This window comes from Bradyrhizobium sp. STM 3561 (assembly GCF_045571455.1).
GTDB lineage: Bacteria > Pseudomonadota > Alphaproteobacteria > Rhizobiales > Xanthobacteraceae > Bradyrhizobium > Bradyrhizobium vignae.
The window spans coordinates 7,480,743-7,502,385 of record NZ_CP120695.1 but is presented as its reverse complement, the minus strand read 5'-3'; the positions used below and the strand labels follow the sequence as shown (position 1 = coordinate 7,502,385).

Here is a 21,643-nt window from a genome sequence, read left to right as displayed (position 1 = left end):
GCGAAAGGGGTGTCCGCGGAAAGAGACCCCTCACCCGGCTTCGCTGTCGCGAAGCCACCCTCTCCCACAAGGGGAGAGGGTGCACGGAGTACCTTGCTAGCGCCTCACTACTGCATCGACACCAGCGAGAAGTCGATGAACCAGCTCTTCGGCTGCACGACGCCTGTCACTTTCGGGCTCATCGCGCGCGGGCCGACGTCGTGGGCGACGTAGAGGAAGGCCGCATCGTCGACGGAGGCCGCGTGCAACTCGGCGAGCGCGGCGTCACGTGCGGCGGGATCAAAGGTCTGACGCGCCTTCTTCACCAGCTCGTCGAATTTGGGGTTGTTGATGAAGCCCCAATTGTTCGAGACCGGCGGCGCCATGCCCGATTGCAGGAAGCGCACCAGCGCGAAGAACGGGTCCATCGCTGCATAGGTCACGTTGGTCGCGTGTGAGCCGTTGGCGCTGGGATCCTTGGCGCCGCGGCGCCAATTGGTGAACAGCGTATTCCATTCGATGACGTCGAGCTGCACATCGAAATAGCATTCGGCCAGCGCCTGCTGGAGGTACTCGTTCATCGGCAAGGGCTGCATCTGGCCCGAGCCGGACGCAGACGTCTGCGTCTTCACGGTCAGCTTCTTGTTGGGACCATAGCCGGCCTCCTGCATCAGCTTTTGCGCAGCCGCCTTGTCATACTTGATCTGGAAGATGGGATTGCCGCGCCAGGGATGGCCGGGCTCGAAGGTGCCGGTTGCCGGCACCATCAGGCCGGCGAGCAGGCCGTCCCTGAGGCCTTCGCGATCGACGCAGAGGTTCGCCGCCTTGCGCACGCGGATGTCGTTCCAGGGCGAGCCCTCGACGCGCGAGAACTGCCAGGGCCAGACATGCGGCTGCTCGTTGGCGTAGAGCTTGAAGCCGCGCTGCTTGAGTTCGGGCAGCGCGTCCGGTGCCGGCGCCTCGACCCAATCGACCTGCCCGGAGAGCAGCGCGGCGGTGCGCGCATTCGCTTCCGGCATCGGCAAGAGCACCATCTTGTCGATCTTGGGCACGCGCGCCTTGTCCCAATAGTTCGCATTCTTGACGAGCTCGAGCCGTTCGCGCGGGGTGAAGCTTGCCATCTTCCACGGGCCGGTGCCCGAGGCGTCCTTGGCGAACGCGGTCCACGCGGCCTGCGACTTCGCCTTGGCATCGGCACCTTCCGCCTTGTCGTAGAAGGCCTGCCACTTCGCCGGGCTCGCCATGAACAAATTGGTGAGGTTGATCGGCAGGAAGCTGTCGGGCTCCTTGGTGGTGAGCTCGACCGTCATGTCGTCGATCTTCTTCGCGGAGGCCAACGTCGGCATGCGCGAGGCCGTGACGCCGACCTGGCTGGCGTCGAATTGCGGCGCGTCTTGCTTCAGCACTTTCTCGACGTTCCACACCACCGCATCCGCGTTGAACGGCGAGCCGTCATGGAAGCTGACGCCGGGGCGCAGCTTGAAGATCCATTTTGTCTTGTCGGCATCGTCGACCTTCCACTCGGTGGCAAGGCCGGGGATGACCACGCTCGCCTTGTCGGCGGAGGACAGATCCCAGCCGGTCAGCGCGTCATACATGGTGAGGCCGGTGAAGCGGTTGCCTTCAAAACCCTGATCGGGCTGGCCCAGGGTGCGCGGAATATCGGCAGCGGTCATGCCGATGCGCAGCACAGTTTCCGCAGCTACCGCGCGTGGCCATGCGGCCGCGCTGCCGAGCGCCAAGAGCGCAATCAGCGCCGCGCGGGTCTTGTTGTTCTTGATTAGCATCGCCTCAGTCCTCTTCCGGCTTTCGATGATTAATTTTGATGCAATCGTATGCAATGGCTATGCCAGGGAGAAACTTATTCTGCAAATTGCCCATGCGGCGACAAGTCCTTGTGATGACGCACCGGCGGAAACGGCGCGCTGCCTATTCTGGCATCAAGATTGCACGTTTGGCTTCGACGTCTCCTGGGAGCTTTGGGCCATGCGTATTCGTCTGTCGACCTGTCTCGCCGTGCTTGCGCTGGCGTTGTCCGCGATCTCAGCGGGCGCCGAAACGGTGGTGCGCTATGGCATCTCGATGGCGGACATTCCGCTGACGACGGGCCAGCCCGATCGCGGCGCCGGCGCCTATCAGTTCACCGCCTACACGATCTACGATCCGCTGGTGGCCTGGGAAATGGATGTCGCCGATCGACCCGGCAAGCTGGTGCCGGGCCTCGCCACCGAATGGAAGGTCGACGATGCCGACAAGACCAAATGGCGCTTTACCCTCCGCAAGGGCGTGAAGTTTCACGACGGCAGCGAGTTCAACGCCGACGCGGTGATCTGGAATCTGGACAAGGTGCTCAACGATAAAGCGCCGCAATTCGACAAGCGGCAGAGCGCGCAGGTGAAGACCCGCCTGCCCTCCGTCGCCAGTTACGCCAAGATCGACGACTTCACGGTGGAGATCACCACCAAGACGGTCGATTCCTTCTTCCCCTATCAGATGCTTTGGTTCCTGGTGTCGAGCCCGGCGCAGTACGAAAAGCTCGGTAAGGACTGGGACAAGTTCGCAAGCCAGCCCTCCGGCACCGGCCCGTTCAAGCTGACGAAGCTGGTGCCGCGCGAGCTCGCCGAGCTCAGCAAGAATCCGGACTACTGGAACAAGAAGCGGATTCCCAAGGCCGACAAGATCGTGCTGGTGCCGATGCCGGAAGCGCTGACGCGCACCAATGCGCTGCTCGCCGGACAAGTGGACCTGATCGAGACGCCGGCGCCGGATGCGGTGCCGCAGCTGAAGGCGGCCGGCATGAAGCTCGTCGACAACGTCACGCCGCATGTGTGGAATTATCACCTCAGCGTGCTGCCGGGTTCGCCCTGGACCGACATCCGCTTGCGCAAGGCGCTGAACCTCGCGATCGACCGGGAGGCGGTTGTCGGCCTGATGAACGGTCTCGCCAAGCCCGCCAAGGGGCAGGTCGATCCGTCGAGTCCATGGTTCGGTAAACCCAGCTTCGAACTGAAATATGACCTGGCTGCAGCGAAGACGCTCGTCGAGGAGGCCGGCTACTCCAAGGCAAAACCGCTGAAGACCACCTTCATCATCGCGCAAGGAGGCACCGGGCAGATGCTGTCGCTGCCGATGAACGAATTCCTGCAGCAGAGCTTCAAGGAGATCGGCATCGAGATCGACTTCAAGGTCGTCGAGCTCGAGACGCTCTATACGCATTGGCGCAAGGGCGCGGCCGACGAGATGAACGCCGGCATCACCGCCAACAACATCGCCTATGTCACCTCGGACCCGCTCTACGCCATCGTCCGCTTCTTCCATTCGGGGCAGATCGCGCCTGTCGGCGTCAACTGGGGCGGCTACAAGAACCCGAAAGTCGACGCGCTGATCGACGAGGCCAAGCAGACCTTCGATAGCGCGAAGCAAGATGAATTGCTGGCGCGAGCGCATGCGCTGATCGTGGATGATGCCACGCTGGTCTGGGTCGTCCACGACACCAACCCGCATGCACTGTCGCCGAAGATCAAGCACTTCGTGCAGGCGCAGCACTGGTTCCAGGATCTGACGACGATCGGGGTGGAGTGAGGGGCGCCCGAGCACGCGCCTCAATGAACGTGGTCGTCGCGGCCTTCGTTGGGGCGACCGCCCGGGGTTATTGCGCACAATCGCCTCAGCAGACTCGTCATTGCGAGCGTAGCGAAGCAATCCAGGATCTTTCCGCAGCGGCAGTCTGGATTGCTTCGCTTCGCTCGCAATGACGGAGTGTGGGCGACTGCGAAGCCCACCCCACATCCCTACTTCGTCAGCAGCGCATATGCCCCGGTCCAGCCCTCCGCCGGCGGATTGACCTGGAAATCCCTGATCCTCGCCTCGTAAAGCCTGAACAGCTTCTCCAGCGTGTCGGCGTCCTCGCTCTTGCGGCCCCGTTCGATCGCATCTAGTGCGCCCTGCCAGTCGCGGCTGCGGTAGCAGCCGAGCATCTCGATGGTGATGTTGCGCAGGCGCTGGAACGCGCCCGAATGCATCACGTCCTCGCGGCCCGCGATGGCGTAGATCACTTCCGGCTCGGTCTTGCCCTTGACCATGATGAAGTCGAGCTCGAGGATCGCGAACTTCTCCTTGGCGGCGAGTGCGGTCCTGGAGCCGACAATGATGGGAAAGCCGTACTCCTTCGACTGGCCTTCCAAGCGCGAGGCCAGGTTCACGCTGTCGCCGAGCACCGAATAATTCTTCTTCAGGTCGGAGCCCATGTTGCCGACCACGCCGATGCCGGTGTTGAGACCGATTCCGACGTTGAGCGGGATGTAGACATGGCCGCCGTCGGCCGCTTCCTGCTCGCGCTCCCTGTTGACGGCATCGATCTTCTCGAGCATCTGGATCGCCGCCTCGCAGGCGTTGACCTCGTGCTCGGCATCGTCGAGCGGCGCGTTCCAGAACGCCATGATGGCGTCACCCATGTATTTGTCGATGTAACCCTTCCGCTCGATGATGACGTCGGTCAACGGCGTCAGGAAGCGGTTCATCAGCGCGATCAGCCCTTGCGGATCATGCTTGTAGCTCTCCGAGATCGTGGTGAAGCCGCGCACGTCGGAGAACATGATCGTCATCTCGCGCTCCTCGCCGCCGAGCACGAGCTTGTCCGGCGACTGCGCCAGCTGCTCGACCAGCACCGGCGACATGTATTGCGCGAACATGCCGCGGATCTGCACGCGCTGGCGCTGCTCGCGGACGAAGCTGGCAAAGATCAGCGTCAGATAGATCGCGGTGGTCGAGAGCAGCGGATAGGTGAAGTCGATGAGATAGCGGTACCGCGCGTAGAAGAACCAGGACACCCCGATGAGGATCGCCGCGAACATCGCGCCGGCAAGCACCAGACGGACGGGGCCGAGATTCGGGGTGAAGATGATGACCAGAATGCCGATGATCATCGCGGTGAGCAATTCGACGCCAAGCGCGTAATTCGGGCGAGAGATCGCTGCGCCGGTCAGCACGCTTTCGAGCACCTGGGCATGAATCTCGACGCCCGGCATGGCCCGCGACACCGGCGTGGTCTTGATGTCGTTCAGACCGACCGCGGAGGTGCCGACCAGCACCAGCTTGCCGGCAAGCTTGCTCGGCGGCACCATGTTGTCGAGGACATCGGCCGCCGAGACGTAGATCGATGGATCTTGCCGGGCATAGTGCACCCAGAGCTGACCGTTCTCGTCGGTCGGAATCTCGACGCCTTTGATGTGGATCGCGCGGATGCCGGTCTTGTCGGTGCGCACCAGCAGGGTTGGTGTTCCCGTGACGACCCGCAGGATTTCGAGGCTGAGCGAGGGCATGATGTTGCCCTGCGCGCGCATGATCATCGGCACGCGCCGGATCAAGCCGTCGCGCTCGATTGGAATACTGAACAGGCCGCGCCCCGCCGCGACCTTCTCGATGACAGGGACGTTGCGGAGCAGACCGGGGAACTCGAACAGGAAACGCTCGGCGTTCTCTTCTCCGACCGTGGCAACGCCGGTGAAGGGCAGCGTCTTGTCGATTTCCGACGTGACCTTCTGCTGCCCCGTCTCGCCCAGCACCACGCGCGAGTGCTTGATCGCGTCGGACAGGATCTGGTCGTTGGACGGCAGCTCGCGCAGCTTGCCGCGGGTGGCGTCATCGAGATAGCGCATCTGACCCGCGACCAAATCCGGATTGAGCCGGTCGGCTTCCGAGAACACCACGTCGAAACCGATCGCCACCGCGCCGTTGTTGGTGAGGTTCTGGATCATGTCGGCGATGCGCGTGCGCGGCCATGGCCACTGGCCAAGCTTGGCGAGGCTCTTGTCGTCGATGTCGACGACGGTGACCGGCCGCGCCGTCTTGTGGCGCGGATCGATCAACTGGAACATGTCGAAGACGCGCAGCCGCAATTCCTGGATCGGCGGCGGATCCCAGAGGCGGGCGCCGGCAAACAGAACCAGCAGCGCAAGGCACATCAGCCGCGCAAAGCCGAACTTCTGGGCAAACCACCGCCGCAGGATATTGAGACGCTTCATAGGGCCTGGATATCACGCTTTTGCGGCGAACGGCAGCGCGGATCGCGTGTGCAGACGCGCGGCGCGCCGGCAATCAGGCATTGACGATAAAATCGCCGGCCTTGAGGTTCGCGGCAATGACGTTATGCAGCAGCAGGGACTCGTGCTCGATGACAGGCGCCCCCTCGCGCCGAGTGATCTGCTGTTGCCACGTCACCATCGCATCGCCGGACTGCTGGACGATGGTGAGATCGTTGATGGAGCTCACGTCCGAGAACTGGCGCAGGTCGATCTTGTCCACGCCAGTCGTGAAATCGGTAATGGTGTGCGTGAAATCGGTGATCGGCTGAGGGCCATAGCCGATTGAGCCCGGCGAGAACACGAACTGGTCCTTGCCGGCGCCTCCAGTCAGCGTGTCCCCCGTCTCGGTCGCGAAAATGACATCCTTGCCGTCGGTGCCTTCCAGAGTGACGCCTTGGCCGGTGTCGCCCGCCTCGTTGAAGATGAAGTGGACGGTATCGAACAGGCCGGTGGTCTTGTCCGTAACCGTAAGCGTGATCTGATCGGTATTCGGCGGCGTCTCGCCCGGATAATAAGTGACGCCATCCGTGAGGACCGAGTTGATGTCATCGAGGGATCCCCACGCTGCGCCCGGATCGACATTGCTGTCCGGATCATGGGCGGTGACCGCCGTGATCTTGAAGTCATGCGTCGCGGCGTCGGGATCGGTGTCGAGGACCGCTAGATGGGTAATGAGATCAGTGCCGCCCTCGTTGTCGTGCCAGACGTAGAAGTGCGTGGTATCGATGACGGGGCCGCTGTCGTCGTTGGCTCCAGTCAGGTCTACCGTGAGCGTTGCAGTGCCGGTCGCGCCATGCACGTCCGTGGTCTGCACCGTGAAAACATCCGAGTAGGAGCCTTCCGGCAGCGCGTTGATGGCGGCGGCGTTCGGAACGTAGCTGTAGCTGCCGTCCGGGTTGACCGTCAGCGAGCCGTACAGTCCCGTCGCCGTCCCATGACAATCCGCATTGAGGACCGCATAGGTCAGCGTCGCCGTCTCACCGCTGTCGGCGTCGGTCCCGGCGAGGTGGCCGGTGAGGCTAGGGAAGGTGTCGGTCGCAGCCGTGTCCGTGAGCGGGCCGATGTGGAGATCGGCAAGCTTCGGCGCATCGTTGGTGCCGGTGATATTGACGGTGACGACTGCGCCCGCGCCAGCACCATGGGCATCCGACGGAACGATCGTGTATTGCAGCGACAGCGTCTGGCCGGCGGCGAGGAAGTCGAAGGCCTGTCCCTGCGAGTTGAAGGACCAGCTGAACTGCGCGTGAGTGGCGGTGCCGTTCAGGATATCGCCGGACGGAACGGCGAGATAGTTCAACAGCGCCTCATGGGACAGCCCGCCGACATTGCCGGTTTGCGCTATGCCGTCGAGAGAGACCTGCAGCTGGCTGACCGATACCGTGACGTGATCGATCGTGTCGACGTCGGAGACCGCCAGCACACCGTGCGCAAGCTGGCCGGCATTGGTTTCCATGAGATCGGCGATGGTCCCACCCGGGCCGGAGGTGCCGCTCGTCCAGTCCGCATCACCCTCGATTGCGAGGCTCTTGGCAGGGTTGACGGCATTGGAAGCCGTGGTCCCACTGCCGTCGCTGAGCTGATAATACGCTGCAAGGTCCGTCTCACTGCCCGTGAGCGCGGTGAAATCGATCGACTGGATCTGCGCCTGCGTGAGCGCGGTGGTCCAAACGCTGACATCGGCGATCGCGCCGTAGAAGCCTTCCGCCCCGAAGCCCGCTGCGCCCGAGTCGCTCGCGGCACCAATCATCATGTAGGACGCAGACGGATTCGACGGACTGCCGTCGATCGGGTTGACCGTCCATGAGTGCGAATATTCGAGGTGCCCATCGAGATAGAGTTTGAAGGTGTCATTCTCGCGGGTCAGCGCAATGTTGTGCCACTGCGACGCCGTGAGTGCCACGCCGGTATCGGCGATCTGGCGGCCGCCCGCTAGAATCTGCAGCTCCATCGTGCCATCAGTGTTGACGGTGCCGAGGAGACCGAAACCGGTGGTCGAGGTGTTGCCGTTGTAGAACAGGATCTGGCCGTGACCGGCATCTGCTGCGCCGTTCCAGTTGACCCAGCCGTCCAGCGTCACGTCATCGGTGGCCGCAGTCGGCACCTCGCCGACGGCGATCGTCTGGCCGTCGAAATTCATGTAGTCCGACGTCACATAGGAAACCGCCGGCGCATCATTGGTGCCGGTGATCGTGACGGTCACGTCCTGGCTAACCTTGCCGCCATGGTGGTCGTCGAAGGTGACGGTGTAGACCTGAGTGATGGTCTGCCCTTCCGCCAGCGACTGCAGCACGGGATCGTCATTGTCCAAAGTGAAATGCCAGCCCAGCGTCGCGCCGTTGCTGGCTTCGGTCACCGACGAATCGATCGAGAACGTGCCGATATGCGAACCGGTCCCGAAGCCCGGCAGATCCGTGCTGACGGACGACGACTTGAACGACCACTCCGCCGTGTGGGTGTCGATCAGGTCGAGGTCCTGGATCGCCAGCGTGCCGCCGGTCGTCAGCGACGCGCCCTCGTCCTCGGTGACCGCGCCCCTCGCCGCGTCGGCATCACTCGTGATCGTCGGCGCGTCGTTGGCACCGTTGATCGTGACGGTGACGTCCTGCGAGACCTGCGCGCCGTGATCGTCGATGAAGGTGACGGTGTAGACCTGGGTGATGGTCTGGCCCTCGGCCAGCGATTGCAGCACCGTATTGCTGTTGTCGAGACTGAAGTGCCAGCCCAGGGTCGCACCATTGTCGGTGTCGGTGTTGAATTCGTGCACCGACGGATCAATCGTGAAAGTGCCGAGCGGCGTGTCATCGTCGAAGCCCGGCAGATGCGCACTTGACGTCGACGACTTGAACACGGCCTGCGCCGTGTGGGTGTCGATCAAATCGAGATCCTGGATTGCCAGCGTGCCGTCGATCGACAGAGTGGCGCAGGTATCCTCGGTGACGCTCCCCGAGGCCGCTGCTGCATCGCTGGTGATCGTGGGCGCGTCATTGGTACCGACGATCGTGACCGTGACGTCCTGGGATACCTGCGCACCGTTGTTGTCGGTGAAGGTGACGGTATAGACCTGCGTGATGGTCTGCCCCTCAGCCAGCGACTGCAGCACCGGATTGCCGTTGCCGAGCGTGAAGTGCCAGCCCAGCGTAGCACCGTTGCTGGTGTCGCTGTTGGATTCGGTCACCGACGGATCGATCGTGAAGGTCCCGAGCTGCGTGTTGCCGTCGAAACCCGGCAAATGCGCGCTCGACGTCGCCGACTTGAACACGGCCTGCGCGGTGTGCGTGTCGACCAGGTCGAGATCCTGGATCGCCAGCGTCCCGCCGGTCGACAGCGTCGCGCCGGCGTCCTCGGTGACGGTCCCCGTGGCCGCGCTTGCATCGCTCGTGATGGTCGGGGCGTCGTTGGTGCCGGTAATCGTGACCGTGACGTCCTTGGTCACCGTCCCGCCGTGATGGTCGTCGATCGTAACGGTATAAATCTGCGTGATGGTCTGGCCCTTGGCCAGCGACTGCAGCACCGGATCGTTGTCGTCGATCGTGAAGGTCCAGCCGACCGACCCGCGGGAGCTGACGCCTGGGCTCTCGCTCACCGGTTCAAGCGCGAACGTGCCGATATGCGAGGTGCCGTCGTTGAATCCGGGCAGATGCACGGTCGAATTCGTCGACTTCAGGACGAAGCTCGCGGTGTGCGTGTCCGTGAGATCAGGATCGCTGAAGGTGATGGTGCCGTTCGCGGTGAGCGTGGCCGCCGCATCCTCGGTCACCGCACCGGTCGAGGTGGTGGAGTCCTCGACGATCGTGGGCACGTCGTTGGTGCCCTCGACGTTGACGTCCGCACCGTTGATGGACACCGTGATCGGCGTGCTGACCACGCCGCCATGTCCGTCATCGACCTGCACCACATAGTTGAGGGTCAGCGTCTCGCCTTCGGCGAGGAAATCGAACAAGTGGTCGGGGACGCTGTAGGTCCAGGTCGCCGAGCCATTGTTGGCGTTCCCCGCGCCCTGCACCACCGTCAGCGGCACCTCGACGGCTGCGATCGCGGCGAGTTGCTGCGGCGTCAGCGTCGCGGTGACGTCGTGGCCTTGCGCATCGAGATATTTGAACGGCTGACTCGACGAGAGCGCCGCGCTGACGATCGGCCGGTCCGTCAGATCGACGTCGGCGAAGGTGACCGTGCCCGTGATGGTGTCGAGGGCCTCGTTGCCGGTCCCGACCTTCTCAATGACGGTTCCGCCCGACGTCGCGACGGTCGGCTTGTCGTTGGTCCCCGTGATCGTGATGGTGATCGGGATGAACGCGGACTCGGGGCTGACTACGAAATTGGTATCGACGCGGACCATGTAGGTCAGCGTCAGGGTTTCGCCGGCGGCCAGGAAGTCGAAGACCTTGTCCGGGATCGTGTAGGTCCAGACCGCCGAGCCGTTGTTGTTGTTGGCTGGGTCGGCAACGACACTGATGTGGATTTGCGTCGCCGCGATATCCTGCCTCTGCAGCGCGGTGAGCGAGCTGGTGACGTCCTGCTGGCCGGCGTTCTTGTAGACATAGTTCGGCGCCTCGGCGAGGCTCATGCTCACCGACGGCCGATCGCCGAGATTTTGATCGACGAATCTGATCAGACCGGAAACCGTGTCGGCATGCGTGTCGCCGGTGGTGTCCGCGCGTTCGGTCAGCGCGAACGCCGTCTTCACATTGCCGCCGAGATCGAAGCTTTGCGCAATCGGCTGGCCGGGAATGCGGACGACGGGCGGCGTGGACGTGCCAGGATTGTCATGTCCCTGCGGATTGAGGTTGACGAACGTCGCGATGACGACTGGGCCGGATCCCGACTTGAACACCAGGTCCTGGCCGAACGGTGTGATCGTGTCGGTGAAGTTCGTGGTCAGCTTGGTGTTGGTGTTGTTGTCGGTGAACTTCAGCGTGAACACGTCCGTGATCAGCTTCTGCACCTCCGGCGACATCAGCGCATTAGAGATCGAGACGTTGCCGCCGCTGATCTGGATCATCTGGCCGGCCTGGTTGACCGTCGCGATCGGCAGCAGTGTGATCTTGTCGAACAGGATGTAGGAGCCCGTCGTGCCATTCGGCTCGACCAGCACCTGGAAGCTCGCCTGCGGCTGCGGATCGCCGCCGCCGGCGGGAACGACGAAGTTGATCTGGGTCAGCACCGCGGTGCCGCGGATGCCCATGGTCGCGACCGGCGTGTCGACCTTCATGTCGCCGTGCTTGGCGGTCTCGCCGGCGACGAAGGTGATGGTGCCCGCAACCAGGCTGAGTAGCGAGGAGTTGCTCGACCCGTTGGGGTCATAGACCATCTCGTTCAGCACCATCCGCGCATTGGAGGACAGGCCGAACACGGTGCCGTCGATGAAGGTGATGCCGAGCGTCGAGTCGGCGCCGGTCGAGACCACGTCGCCCTTCTCGACATTGTCACCGTTGTTCAGGATGACCGAGACGCCGTTGCGGATCGCGGTCGCGCTGCCCACGAGCTTCGTGACATGACCGATGACCTGAGCCGCGGCGGCGCCGGGCGCAGCCTGGGCGATCTGGACGTGGCCGGTGAGGGCGTTGACGATGTCGCCGGTGAGGTGGGCGCCGTCGGGCGAGGCGATCGCGGCGCGCTTGTCGCCCCTGAAATAGTCGTGAACCACGAACTCATGCCCTTCATGGGACAGCACGAGATCGAGGCCGGCGCGCTTGAACTCGCCGTTGAAGATCAGGTTGGGGTCGGGAACAATGAACGCGCCATCAGGCACATGACCATGCGCCTTTGCGATGAAGGGCTTGGCCACAGAGGGATCGGCATGGACATAGGCGGACGCGCTGGAACCCTCGCCGTTCAAGGAGGTCGCGGCGTCAAATTTGCCAGCGTAATTCAACCGGGCACCGTAAAGAGGTTAAAATCTAAGTAAGTATCGACTGCTTAAGCTTGCTTAGCATTACCAAGTCCTTAGCGAAACCGTCTACTGCTTGTGTGATTTCGCGTCACTTGGCCATAACAGCCGCCCCAGGGCGGCGCTTTCCCAGAAAAGGCAAAGTAATATTTCAAGCATTCTGAAGTCGAAACAAGCTTAGATGCACGCATTTCCCGTCACCCCAAGTCATCTATCGTACAGTTGGTTGAACCGATACTTGCGTCATATCTTTCCTTCGTGGTGCCCTGCAACATCCTGCGGCAAATACGGGGCCAAATCTGTGAGCTAACTAACAGAACCCGTGAAATAGCGGGCTCTTAGCCATAAGAGGCGGAATCGGCAGCCCCGCAACTTCTGCCTGCAACTGGCTCGATTTCGCGGCAATGAGGCCCTCCTTGCCCTCGAATCGTAAAATTTTACGCAATTCGGGCATGTCCGTTTCAGCCTGTCACCCGGTTTTAGGGCCCGTGCTGGGCGCGTTAAGCAGAACAAAACGGCCCGCCTCACACTATCTCCGCGAAAGCAACAAAGCCCGGCACGTCGAGATCGAGGATATCTCGCGAAGCCCGGGAAGGGGATGTCAGATGGAGACCGCTGCTCGCTCGCGCGCCTGGCGCGCAATCCTTGTCTTGTGCGGCTTGGTCCTGCTCGGATCGGCCGCCGAGCTTCGCGCCGGCACGCTGCTGTCGCCGGGCGCCGGCGTCCTCGTGCGCAAATCCGCCGAACCGTTCGGCGTATTCGCATTCGCCATCTCGTCCGGCAGCCTGCAGCAGAAATGGTCCGCACTGAGGGACAAGTTCGACGACGACATGGTGCAGCTCGCACTCTGCGACGGCGACCGCGACAATTGCGCGTCCCCGGCGGCCTTGAAACTGCTCGCCATCGTTGACCAGGCCCGCGCCCGCGACGGCCGCGCGCGCCTCGGCGAGACCAACCGCGCCATCAACCTCGCCATCCACGCCGCCAATGACGGCACCGACGACGTCTGGAGCTCGCCGCTTGCGACCTTCGCGCGTGGCGCCGGCGATTGCGAGGATTATGCCATCGCCAAGCTGGCCGCGCTGCGACTGGCGGGCGTTGCCGCTGAAGACCTCCGCATCGTCGTGGTGCGCGACGTCAGGGCCGGCGAGGAGCACGCGATTGCCGCAGCGAAGCTCGACGGCCAGTGGCTGATGCTCGACAATCGCCGCATGACGATGGTCCGGGACGACGCGACGCGGAGCTATCAGCCGCTGTTCGTGCTCTACCGGTCGGCGGTGATGAAGTATGTCGACGAACCGGTGCAGGTCTCGATGGCGGCCGGCGAGGCGCGCTGATCACCTCGGCTGCACTCCCAACACAAACCCATTTCGCCGCGCGATCCCAGACGCTAGCATGGCGCCTTCCATGCGGGGGCGACTGGAATGCGATTCATCGTGCTGTCTGTGCTTGCGCTGCTGGCGTTCTCGGCGGCGCCCGCGTCCGCGCAATCCGACCGCTCGGTCGCCGAGAGGCTGCCGCTGTTTGCCAAGAATAACTGCCAGCAGATTCGCGATCCCGGCAACCAATTATTCTGCGCTGACGCCGAGCTTGCCGCCGCCGCCGAGAAGCTGAGCATCGCGATCGAGGCGCGGCTCGCCCGCCTGCCCGATCGCCTTCCCGCAATCGAGGAGAATGCGATCTGGATCCGCCAGCGCAACCTCAGCTGCGGCATCGTCGGCCAGACCGCGATCCGCGCCGACGAATTCGACCGGGTGAAGGGGTGCCTGCTCAAGGTCACCGAAGAGCGCGCCGCTATCGTGCGCGACCCTGATTTCGACTGCCTCGCGGCCAATACCGCGGCGGGCGCGCTGATCTGCGCCGAGCCGTCGCTGGCGCTTGCCGAAACCGAGCTCAACGGCCAGGTGCTCGGTCTGATCGGCAAGCTGGACCCGACCGCCGCGCGCTTTGCCTTCGCCGAATATGGAAGGTGGACACGAGAGCGCGACCGCAAATGCAATCTGGTCGGCAAGGAGAACGTGCCGCTGCAAGAGCTGGAATCCGCGGAAGACTGCCTCGCCGACCATTTGAAGCGCAAGAGCGACGAAATCCGCGCGGCGAAGGGCGATCCCAAAAAGGTGTTCGGCCGGCAGGTCGCGGCCCGTTCGCCCGACACCGACGCCGTCGATTTCTGCGCCGCGCGAATCCATGCGGCCAATTCCTGCGGCAACTTCCTGCGCATCAACCGCGTCTATGCGCTCGACAGCCAGGTGACCGAGCAGGAGGCGCAGGTCACGGGCGAGATCGAGATGGCCGTGCTGGCGCCCTTCACCATGTGCAGCAAGGTCGCCTCCACCTGCACCGGGACCTGCTGGGACGCGAGGACGGGTCGTCCGCAGCCGGGAGCCGGCAACAAGGAGCGCTCCGCAGAAGCCTTCAACGTCACGCGCCGCCTGCGGATCCAGCGAACTTTCGCCTTCGTGAAAGCCGCCGACGGCTGGCGCTGCCGTGAGGACGAACTGGCCCCGGTGAATTCGGGGACGGCAGGCGGGGGGTCGTAGCAGGGCTATCGCATTTGAGCGCTTTTCTCTGCGGCCATCCTTCGAGACGCCCGCTTAAGGCGGGCTGCTCAGGATGAGGACGGAGTGCGCGGCGCCAGTTTCAACGGCACTGACGCCGATTGGCCTCATCCTGAGGAGGCGCGTAAGCGCCGTCTCGAAGGACGAGGCGTGCGCGCAGGCCGCCGCAACGAGTCATATGCGATAGGCCTGCCGCAGGCGGGGAGAGGCGAAGAAGCATCAAAACATCAGATTGTCCTTCACCAGCACCCAGCGGCCGCCCTTGACCTGCTGCACCTGGGTGATGGTGTTGGCAAGATGGTCGGTCTTGGAGAACTTGGTCGGCGGCGAGTTGAAGATGTCGAGGAATTTCTCGCCCGACTCGAGCGCGTCCAGCATCTTCTGACCAGTGAGATCCTTGCCGGCCTTGCTCGCGTAGAACGCAAACGTCATCATCGCATTGTAGCCGATGATGGCCTGCGTGTTGGCGTCCGTGCCGAACATCTTCTTGTAGTTGACGAGCCAATCCTTCACTTTGCCCTTGGCCGTGTCCTCATAGGGAATCTCGAAGCCGCTGGCGGCATAGAGACCCTCGACGGCGTCCTTGCCCAGCGCCGGAACCTCCATCACGTTGGTGGGGGTGGCGCCGAGGAAAGTGACGTCCCAGCCGAGCTTCTTGGCTTCGGTCATCGCCCCGATGGTCTCGCGCAGCACGGTGCCGAGCACGACGAGGTCGCAGCCATCGGATTTCATCTTGGCGACCTGGGCGCTGAAATCGGAGGCGCCGCGCTTGTAGCTCGTGATCGAGGCCGGCTGCACCTTCATGGCCGTGAGCTGCTGGTTGAAGCCGTCGAGCACGTTCTTACCGTACTCATCATCCTGATGCATGATGCAGGGCTTCCTGAAATTCTTCCACTCCATCATGTATTTCAGCGCGGCCCGCGTGCTCTCGACGTAGGGCAGCAGATTGTTGAACTTCAATCGCTCCTGCGGCTTGGCCGGATCGAATTTGAAGGTGAACTCGGCCGCCGTCAGCGGGAAGAGCTGCAGGACGCCGGCGTCGAAGAGGATGTCCTGCGCGGCGAGCACTGTCGGCGACCCCATCGGCCCCACCATCGCGAAGATCTTGTCGCGCTCGATCAGTTTCTGCGAAGCCAGCACGGCCTTTTTCGGATCATAGCCGCTGTCCTCGACGACCAGTCGAATCTTGCGGCCGTTGATTCCGCCGGATGCGTTGATCTCCTCGGTCGCCATCTTCATGCCGTTTGCGACCGGCACGCCCCACCCCTTGATCGGACCCGACAAATCCTGGTGAGTGCCGATGACGATCTCGGTCGCCGAGATGCCCTCGTTGGTGACCTTGGTTTGCGCTCCGGCCGGCAGACAGGTGAGCACCACGGCACTCACAGCAAGGCCGAATGCGCTGAACGATTTCGACATCGACGTCTCCTCTCCTAAAGGCCCGTGTTGGACGAAGGGCGAGGGCCACAGCCCCTTCGCTTCTCGACTAGGCAGACGCGTCACGCCACCTCACGCTCGCGATACATCGCTTCGATCTCGGCGGCGTAGCGCTTGTTCACGAAGCCGCGCTTCAGCTTCATGGTCGGCGTCAGCTCCTCGTCCTCCGGGGTGAGCTGGCGCTCGATCAGATAAAACTTCTTGATCGTCTCGACACGGGCGAAGTTGCCGTTGACCTGCTCGATCTCGCGCCCGATCAGGTCGTGAATCTCCCTCGCGCGGCACAGGCTCGCATAGTTGGTGAAGGGAATGTCGTGATCCTGGGCGAACTTTTCGACGTTCTCCTGGTCGATCATCACGAGGCAGGTGAGATAGGGCCGCTTGTCGCCGACCACGACCGCGTCCGAGATATAGGGTGAGAATTTGAGCTGGTTCTCGATCTCGGACGGCGTGATGTTCTTGCCACCGGAGGTGATGATGATGTCCTTCATCCGGTCTGTGACGCGGACGAAGCCCTCATTGTCGATGGTGCCGACGTCGCCGGTGTGCAGCCAGCCGCGCGAATCGATGGTTTCCGCGGTCTTCTCCGGCTGGTTCAAATAGCCCATGAACAGGAAGTCGCCCTTGATCAGGATCTCGCCGTCGGGCGACAGCGCGACCTCGCCCCAGGGCACGGCGGTGCCGACCGAGCCGAGCTTGATCCTGTCCGCGGGCATCATGGTGGCGACCCCGCAATTCTCGGTCTGGCCGTAGACCTCGTGCATGTCGATGCCGAGCGCGAGATACCAGCGGATCAGCTCGGGCGCGATCGGCGCTGCGCCGGTGAACGCAATGCGACAGCGGTCGAGCCCGATCATGCGGCGAATGTTGCGGAAGGCGACCAGGTAAGCGATGCGGTTGGCGATGCGTAGCGATAGCGGCGGCGCTCGGCCCTCGAGCCTGTAGTCGACCATGCGATAGCCGATGCCGATGGCGCGGCGATAGACCCATTGCTGCAGCGGCGTCGCATCCTTCAGCGCGATGGTGATGGCGGAGTAGAATTTTTCCCAGATCCGCGGCACCGCGAGGAAGGCGGTCGGCTGCACCTCGCGCAGATTGTCCGGCACGGTTTCCGGGCTCTCGGCGAAATTCATCACCGAGCCGAGCGCGACCGAGATGTAATAGCCACCGACGCGCTCGGCGACGTGGCAGAGCGGCAGGAAGACCAGCCGGTCCTCGTCCTCTCGCGCCGGGATGAAGTCGTTGGCGTGCCGCATCTGGTGGGTGACGCTGCGGTTGGCGTGCATCGCGCCCTTGGGCGGACCGGTCGTGCCGGACGTATAGACGAGGATCGCGAGATCGCCGGCGCTGCGGCTGTCGATCATCTCCTGCCACAGCGCTTCGCGGCCGAGCATGTGGTTGCGGCCGAGCGCGCGAAACTCGTCGAGCGACATCACCATGTCGTCGGAGAAGCCGCTGAGCCCCTCCATGTCGAACACGATGATCTTCTGCAGGGACGGACACCGCGCGCGGCAGGTGAGGATCTTGTCGAGCTGCTCCTCGTCCTCGGCGAAGATCACCTTGGTGCGGGAATCGTTGACGAGATACTCGACCTGGGATGGGGAATCGGTCGGATAGATTCCTGAGGAGACACCGCCGGCGCACAATATCCCCATATCGGCGTAGACCCATTCGGGCACGGCATTGGCGATGATGGAAGCGACGTCGCCGGGCAGGAAGCCGATGGCGCCAAGCGCGTAGGCGATCTCCTTCGATATCGCGAGCCATTCGCGCCAGCTGGTCGGCTGCCAGATGCCGAACTTCTTCTCGCGGATCGCAGGCCGATCGCCCCGCGTCTCGGCGGCGCGCAGAAAGCTCTTTGCGATCGTATCAGCGACCGTCAGCACCGCCGGTCGGACCATGCGCCTCTCCTCCCTGTCGCCTGCCTCCGCTGCCTGCCTTGCCGGCGGTCTATGTTGCGGATGACGAGCTCATCTTACTGCCAGCTCTTCCTCACCGCCATGTCTTCTTCTTTTTCCAGCGCCGCTCGCCGCGTGCGCCCGCTTCCTTGGCGCCAAGGTAGAATTCCTGGATGTCCTGGGAATGCATCAAGCGGTCGCAGGTGTCGTTCATCACGATGCGGCCGATCTCCAGGACATAGCCGTAATGCGCCGTCTCCAGCGCAACTTTGGCGTTCTGCTCGACCAAAAGGATCGACATGCCCTGCTCCTCGTTGACCCGGCGGATGATGGTGAAGATCTCCCTTACCAGCAGCGGCGACAGGCCGAGCGAGGGCTCGTCAAGCAGCAGCAGCGTCGGCCGGTTCATCAGCGCGCGTCCGATCGCCAGCATCTGCTGCTCGCCGCCGGAGAGCTGACCGGCCGGCTGGTCGATGCGCTCCTTCAGTCGCGGGAAATAGCCGTAGACGCGCTCCAGATCCTCCACAACGCCATCGCGGTCCTTGCGCGGATAGGCGCCCATCATCAGGTTCTCGCGCACGGAGAGGAACGGAAACACCTCGCGTCCTTCCGGCACATGGCTGAGGCCGAGCCGCACGATCCGGTCAGCCTCCATGCGCTGGATCGGCTTGCCCATGAACTCGATCGTCCCCTTCTGCGGATCGAGGATGCCCGAGATCGTCTTCAGCACCGTGGTCTTGCCGGCGCCGTTGGCGCCCAGCAGCGTGACGATGCGGCCGCGCGGCACCTCCAGCGAGATGCCGCGGATCGCCATGATCGGCCCGTAATAGCTCTCGATGTTGGAGAGCTTCAGGATGATGTCCGGGCTCACCGCGGCTTCCATGCGTCAGGCTCCCAGATACGCCGCGACGACGTCGGGGTGTTCTTGCACCTCGGCGGGCGAGCCCATGGCGAGCACCCTTCCATAGTTCAGCGCGATGACGCGATCGGAGACGCGGTTCACCAGCGACATGTCATGCTCGACCATCAACACGGTGACGCCGAGCTCGCTCTTCATGTCGCGGATCCAGAACGACATGTCGTCGGTCTCCTCGACGTTGAGGCCGGAGGACGGCTCGTCGAGCAGGATCAGCTTCGGCTCGGAGCACAGGGCACGCGCCAGCTCGATCACCTTGCGCACGCCGTAAGGCAGGCCCGAGATCAGCTTGTCGCGATAGGGTTCCAGATCGAGGAATTCGATCACCTGCTCGACCCTGCGGCGATGCACCTTCTCGTTGGCACGTACGCTCGGCAGGAACAGCAGCTCCTGCCAGAGCTGCGTGGTGGAATGGCGGTGACGCCCGACCAGCAAATTCGACAGCACGGTCGCGTTCTCGAACAGCTCGATATTCTGGAAGGTGCGGGCGATGCCGAGCTTGGCGATGTCGTAGGGCGGCTGCTCGGTGATGTCCTGGTCCTCGAAGAAGATGCGGCCCGAGGTCGGCCGGTAGATCCGCGAAATCAGGTTGAAGATCGAGCTCTTGCCGGCGCCGTTCGGCCCGATGATCGAGAGGATCTCGCCCTTCTCCACCGCGAACGAGACCGCATCGACCGCCTTGAGGCCGCCGAAATGCAGCGACAGGTTCTCGGCGCGAAAATAGCTCATCGGTTGCGCTCCGACTTCACGTAGATCTTCTGCCGCTTGAAGGTGGCGCGCTTGTAGAGCGGAAACAGCTGGAAGAAGAGCTTGATCTTCAGCCAGCGGCCGTAGAGCCCGAGCGGCTCGAACAGTACGAACAGCACGATGATGATGCCGTAGATCGCTCCCTTCAAACCATTGAGCGAAGCGAAAGCCGCGGCGTTCGACTGGATATTTCCCGCAGTCGCCGGGCTCGCGCCGAAGGTTGCGGCGATGCCGGCGATGATGCCGGGCATGTCGTCCTTGAGATAGGTCAGGAACGGATCGATCATCACGATGAAGATCGCACCCAGCACCGCACCGTGCAGGCTGAAGGTGCCGCCGATCAGGATCACGATGATGAACTCGATCGAGAGCTGCAGCGTGAACATCTCCGGCGAGATGAAGGAGAGCTTGTGCGCGAACAGCACGCCGGCAAAGCCGGTGATCGTCGCCGAGATCGCGAACGACTTGACCTTGTAGAGCGCGACATTGACGCCCATGCTGCGCGCCGCCGTCTCGGAGTCGCGGATTGCGACGAAGGCGCGGCCCGTCGGCGAACGTAGGAGATTGAGCGTGCCGACGATGGTCAGCACCAGCACGGCTAGACAGAGGTAATAAAATGTCGGGCTGTCGCGCGGCACGGTGACGCCGAGCAGCGACAGCGTCTTGACCCGCATGCCTTCATTGCCGTTGGTGACGCTCTCCCATCGCGCCAGGATCTCCTCGACGATCAGGGCAAAGGAGATGGTGGCGATGACGAGGTAGATGCCGGTCAGGCGCAGGGCGGGAAAACCGACCATCGCGCCGATGATGCCGGTCGAGGCTCCGGCGGCGAGGAAGTAGACCGGGAACGGCACGTTGTACTTCTGCAAATAGGCCGCGGTGTAGGCGCCGATCGCGAGGAACGCGGCGTGGCCGAGCGAGGCCTGGCCGGTGAAGCCGGTCAGGATCAGCAGCGCCACGCCGACGGTTGCATAGATGCAGACGAAGACGAGCTGGCTCATCAAATAGCTGGAGAGCACATAGGGCGCGATCAGCAGCAGCGCGAGCAGGAGGCCGTAGGAGATGATGTAACCCGAATGCGGGAACAGCTTGATATCGTCCTCGTAATCGGTCTTGAACAGGAAGCGCATGATGTTCAGACCTTCTTGCGGACGTGGAGGCCGAACAGGCCTTCGGGCTTCAGGAGCAGCACGGTCAGCAACACCACGTAGGGCGCGACGTCCTTCCAGCCCTCGGGCAGGTAGAAGCCGGCCATGCTCTCGATCACGCCGATCAGGACGCCGCCGACCACGGCGCCCGGGATCGAGCCGAAGCCGCCGAGCACCGCGGCGGGAAACGCCTTCAGGCCAAGCACGAGGCCGACATTGGAGTGAATGAAGGTGATCGGCGCCAGCAGCACGCCGGCGCAGGTCGCGACCGCCGCGCTGATCGCCCAGACGACCGACACCACGCGCTTGACCGGGATGCCCATATAGTAGGCCGCCAGCATGTTCTCGGAGCTGGCGCGCATCGCGGTGCCGAGCATGGTCTTGTTGAAGAACAGCCACAGCAGCGCGCACAGGATCATCGTCGCCGCGATCACCGAGAGCTTGTCGTAGGCGAGCACCAGCGAACCCATGCGGAGCACGCCCTGGCTGAACGGCGTCTCGATCTTCAAATCGTCGGTGCCCCAGATCATGCCGGCGACCGAGCGCAGGAAATAGCCGAGGCCGATCGTGGCCATGATGATCGAGAATTGCGGGTAGCCGAGGATCGGCCGCACCACCACGCGCTCGGCCAGCATGCCGAACAGCGCCATCGCGGCCACTGCACCGGCAAAGCCGATCCAGTAGTTCAGGCCCATCATCCCGATGAAGGTGAAGGCGAAGAAGCCGCCCAGCATCATCAGATCGCCCTGGGCGAAGTTGACGACCTCGGTGGCCTTGTAGACGAGCACGAAACCGAGTGCGATCAGGCCGTAAACGCAGCCGAGCGCAACACCGCTGACCAGCTGCTGAACGAAATCCAGCATCGCCGCGCATCCTCCCGATGCAACCAGCGGTTCTTCGTGACCACCTTGCCGCATCTTGTGTCCAGTCGCTACGCAGTCGTTTCGCTGCTTAGCGCCATTTGTCCGGCATCAATTCAGCCTGAACGCC

General features: G+C 63.2%; 12 protein-coding genes. 3 read left to right on the top strand and 9 right to left on the bottom strand.

Going from position 1 to position 21,643, the window contains the following annotated elements; translation table 11 throughout:
- Positions 1 to 107: 107 nt before the first annotated feature.
- Positions 108 to 1,766 carry an ABC transporter substrate-binding protein gene (locus P6U28_RS35530; protein ID WP_122405860.1) on the bottom strand — a complete coding sequence of 553 codons (1,659 nt, stop codon included), beginning with the start codon at positions 1,764 to 1,766 and terminating at the stop codon, positions 108 to 110.
- 199 nt (positions 1,767 to 1,965) lie between these two features.
- Here P6U28_RS35530 and P6U28_RS35525 point away from each other — a divergent pair, with 199 nt between their 5' ends.
- Positions 1,966 to 3,561 carry an ABC transporter substrate-binding protein gene (locus P6U28_RS35525; protein ID WP_122405861.1) on the top strand — a complete coding sequence of 532 codons (1,596 nt, stop codon included), beginning with the start codon at positions 1,966 to 1,968 and terminating at the stop codon, positions 3,559 to 3,561.
- A gap of 209 nt (positions 3,562 to 3,770) precedes the next feature.
- On the opposite strand, the gene P6U28_RS35520 is transcribed toward P6U28_RS35525, so the two are convergent.
- Positions 3,771 to 6,002, bottom strand: a complete 2,232-nt coding sequence (locus P6U28_RS35520; RefSeq protein WP_122405863.1) for a CHASE2 domain-containing protein — start codon at positions 6,000 to 6,002, stop codon at positions 3,771 to 3,773.
- A 73-nt stretch (positions 6,003 to 6,075) separates the two neighbouring features.
- Positions 6,076 to 11,898, bottom strand: a complete 5,823-nt coding sequence (locus P6U28_RS35515) for a VCBS domain-containing protein (RefSeq protein WP_407120685.1) — start codon at positions 11,896 to 11,898, stop codon at positions 6,076 to 6,078.
- Between the two features lie 656 nt (positions 11,899 to 12,554).
- On the opposite strand from P6U28_RS35515, the gene P6U28_RS35510 reads away from it, so the two are divergent.
- Both P6U28_RS35510 and P6U28_RS35505 read left to right on the top strand, forming a co-directional pair.
- Positions 12,555 to 13,286: a transglutaminase-like cysteine peptidase gene (locus P6U28_RS35510; protein ID WP_122405864.1), complete on the top strand. Its 732-nt coding sequence runs from the start codon at positions 12,555 to 12,557 to the stop codon at positions 13,284 to 13,286.
- An 87-nt stretch (positions 13,287 to 13,373) separates the two neighbouring features.
- Positions 13,374 to 14,489: a lysozyme inhibitor LprI family protein gene (locus P6U28_RS35505; RefSeq protein WP_122405865.1), complete on the top strand. Its 1,116-nt coding sequence runs from the start codon at positions 13,374 to 13,376 to the stop codon at positions 14,487 to 14,489.
- Positions 14,490 to 14,726: 237 nt separating this feature from the next.
- Here the strand turns inward: P6U28_RS35505 and P6U28_RS35500 are convergent, their stop codons facing one another.
- The 6 genes from P6U28_RS35500 to P6U28_RS35475 form a co-directional block, all read right to left on the bottom strand.
- Positions 14,727 to 15,926: an ABC transporter substrate-binding protein gene (locus tag P6U28_RS35500; RefSeq protein ID WP_122405866.1), complete on the bottom strand. Its 1,200-nt coding sequence runs from the start codon at positions 15,924 to 15,926 to the stop codon at positions 14,727 to 14,729.
- Between the two features lie 80 nt (positions 15,927 to 16,006).
- The gene (locus tag P6U28_RS35495) at positions 16,007 to 17,845 is read right to left on the bottom strand and encodes an AMP-dependent synthetase/ligase (protein WP_407120684.1); all 1,839 of its coding nucleotides are present in this window, start codon (positions 17,843 to 17,845) and stop codon (positions 16,007 to 16,009) included.
- 91 nt (positions 17,846 to 17,936) lie between these two features.
- Positions 17,937 to 18,725, bottom strand: coding sequence for an ABC transporter ATP-binding protein (locus tag P6U28_RS35490; RefSeq protein WP_122405868.1), 789 nt, complete (start codon positions 18,723 to 18,725; stop codon positions 17,937 to 17,939).
- Between the two features lie 3 nt (positions 18,726 to 18,728).
- Positions 18,729 to 19,487 (bottom strand): ABC transporter ATP-binding protein, encoded by a 759-nt coding sequence (locus P6U28_RS35485; RefSeq protein WP_129142761.1) that lies wholly within the window; start codon positions 19,485 to 19,487, stop codon positions 18,729 to 18,731.
- A complete protein-coding gene (locus P6U28_RS35480; protein ID WP_122405870.1) occupies positions 19,484 to 20,635 on the bottom strand; it encodes a branched-chain amino acid ABC transporter permease in 1,152 nt (383 codons plus the stop codon). The genes P6U28_RS35485 and P6U28_RS35480 overlap by 4 nt, the downstream gene beginning before the upstream one ends.
- Before the next feature lie 5 nt (positions 20,636 to 20,640).
- Positions 20,641 to 21,516 carry a branched-chain amino acid ABC transporter permease gene (locus tag P6U28_RS35475; protein ID WP_122405871.1) on the bottom strand — a complete coding sequence of 292 codons (876 nt, stop codon included), beginning with the start codon at positions 21,514 to 21,516 and terminating at the stop codon, positions 20,641 to 20,643.
- Between the last annotated feature and the right edge of the window lie 127 nt (positions 21,517 to 21,643).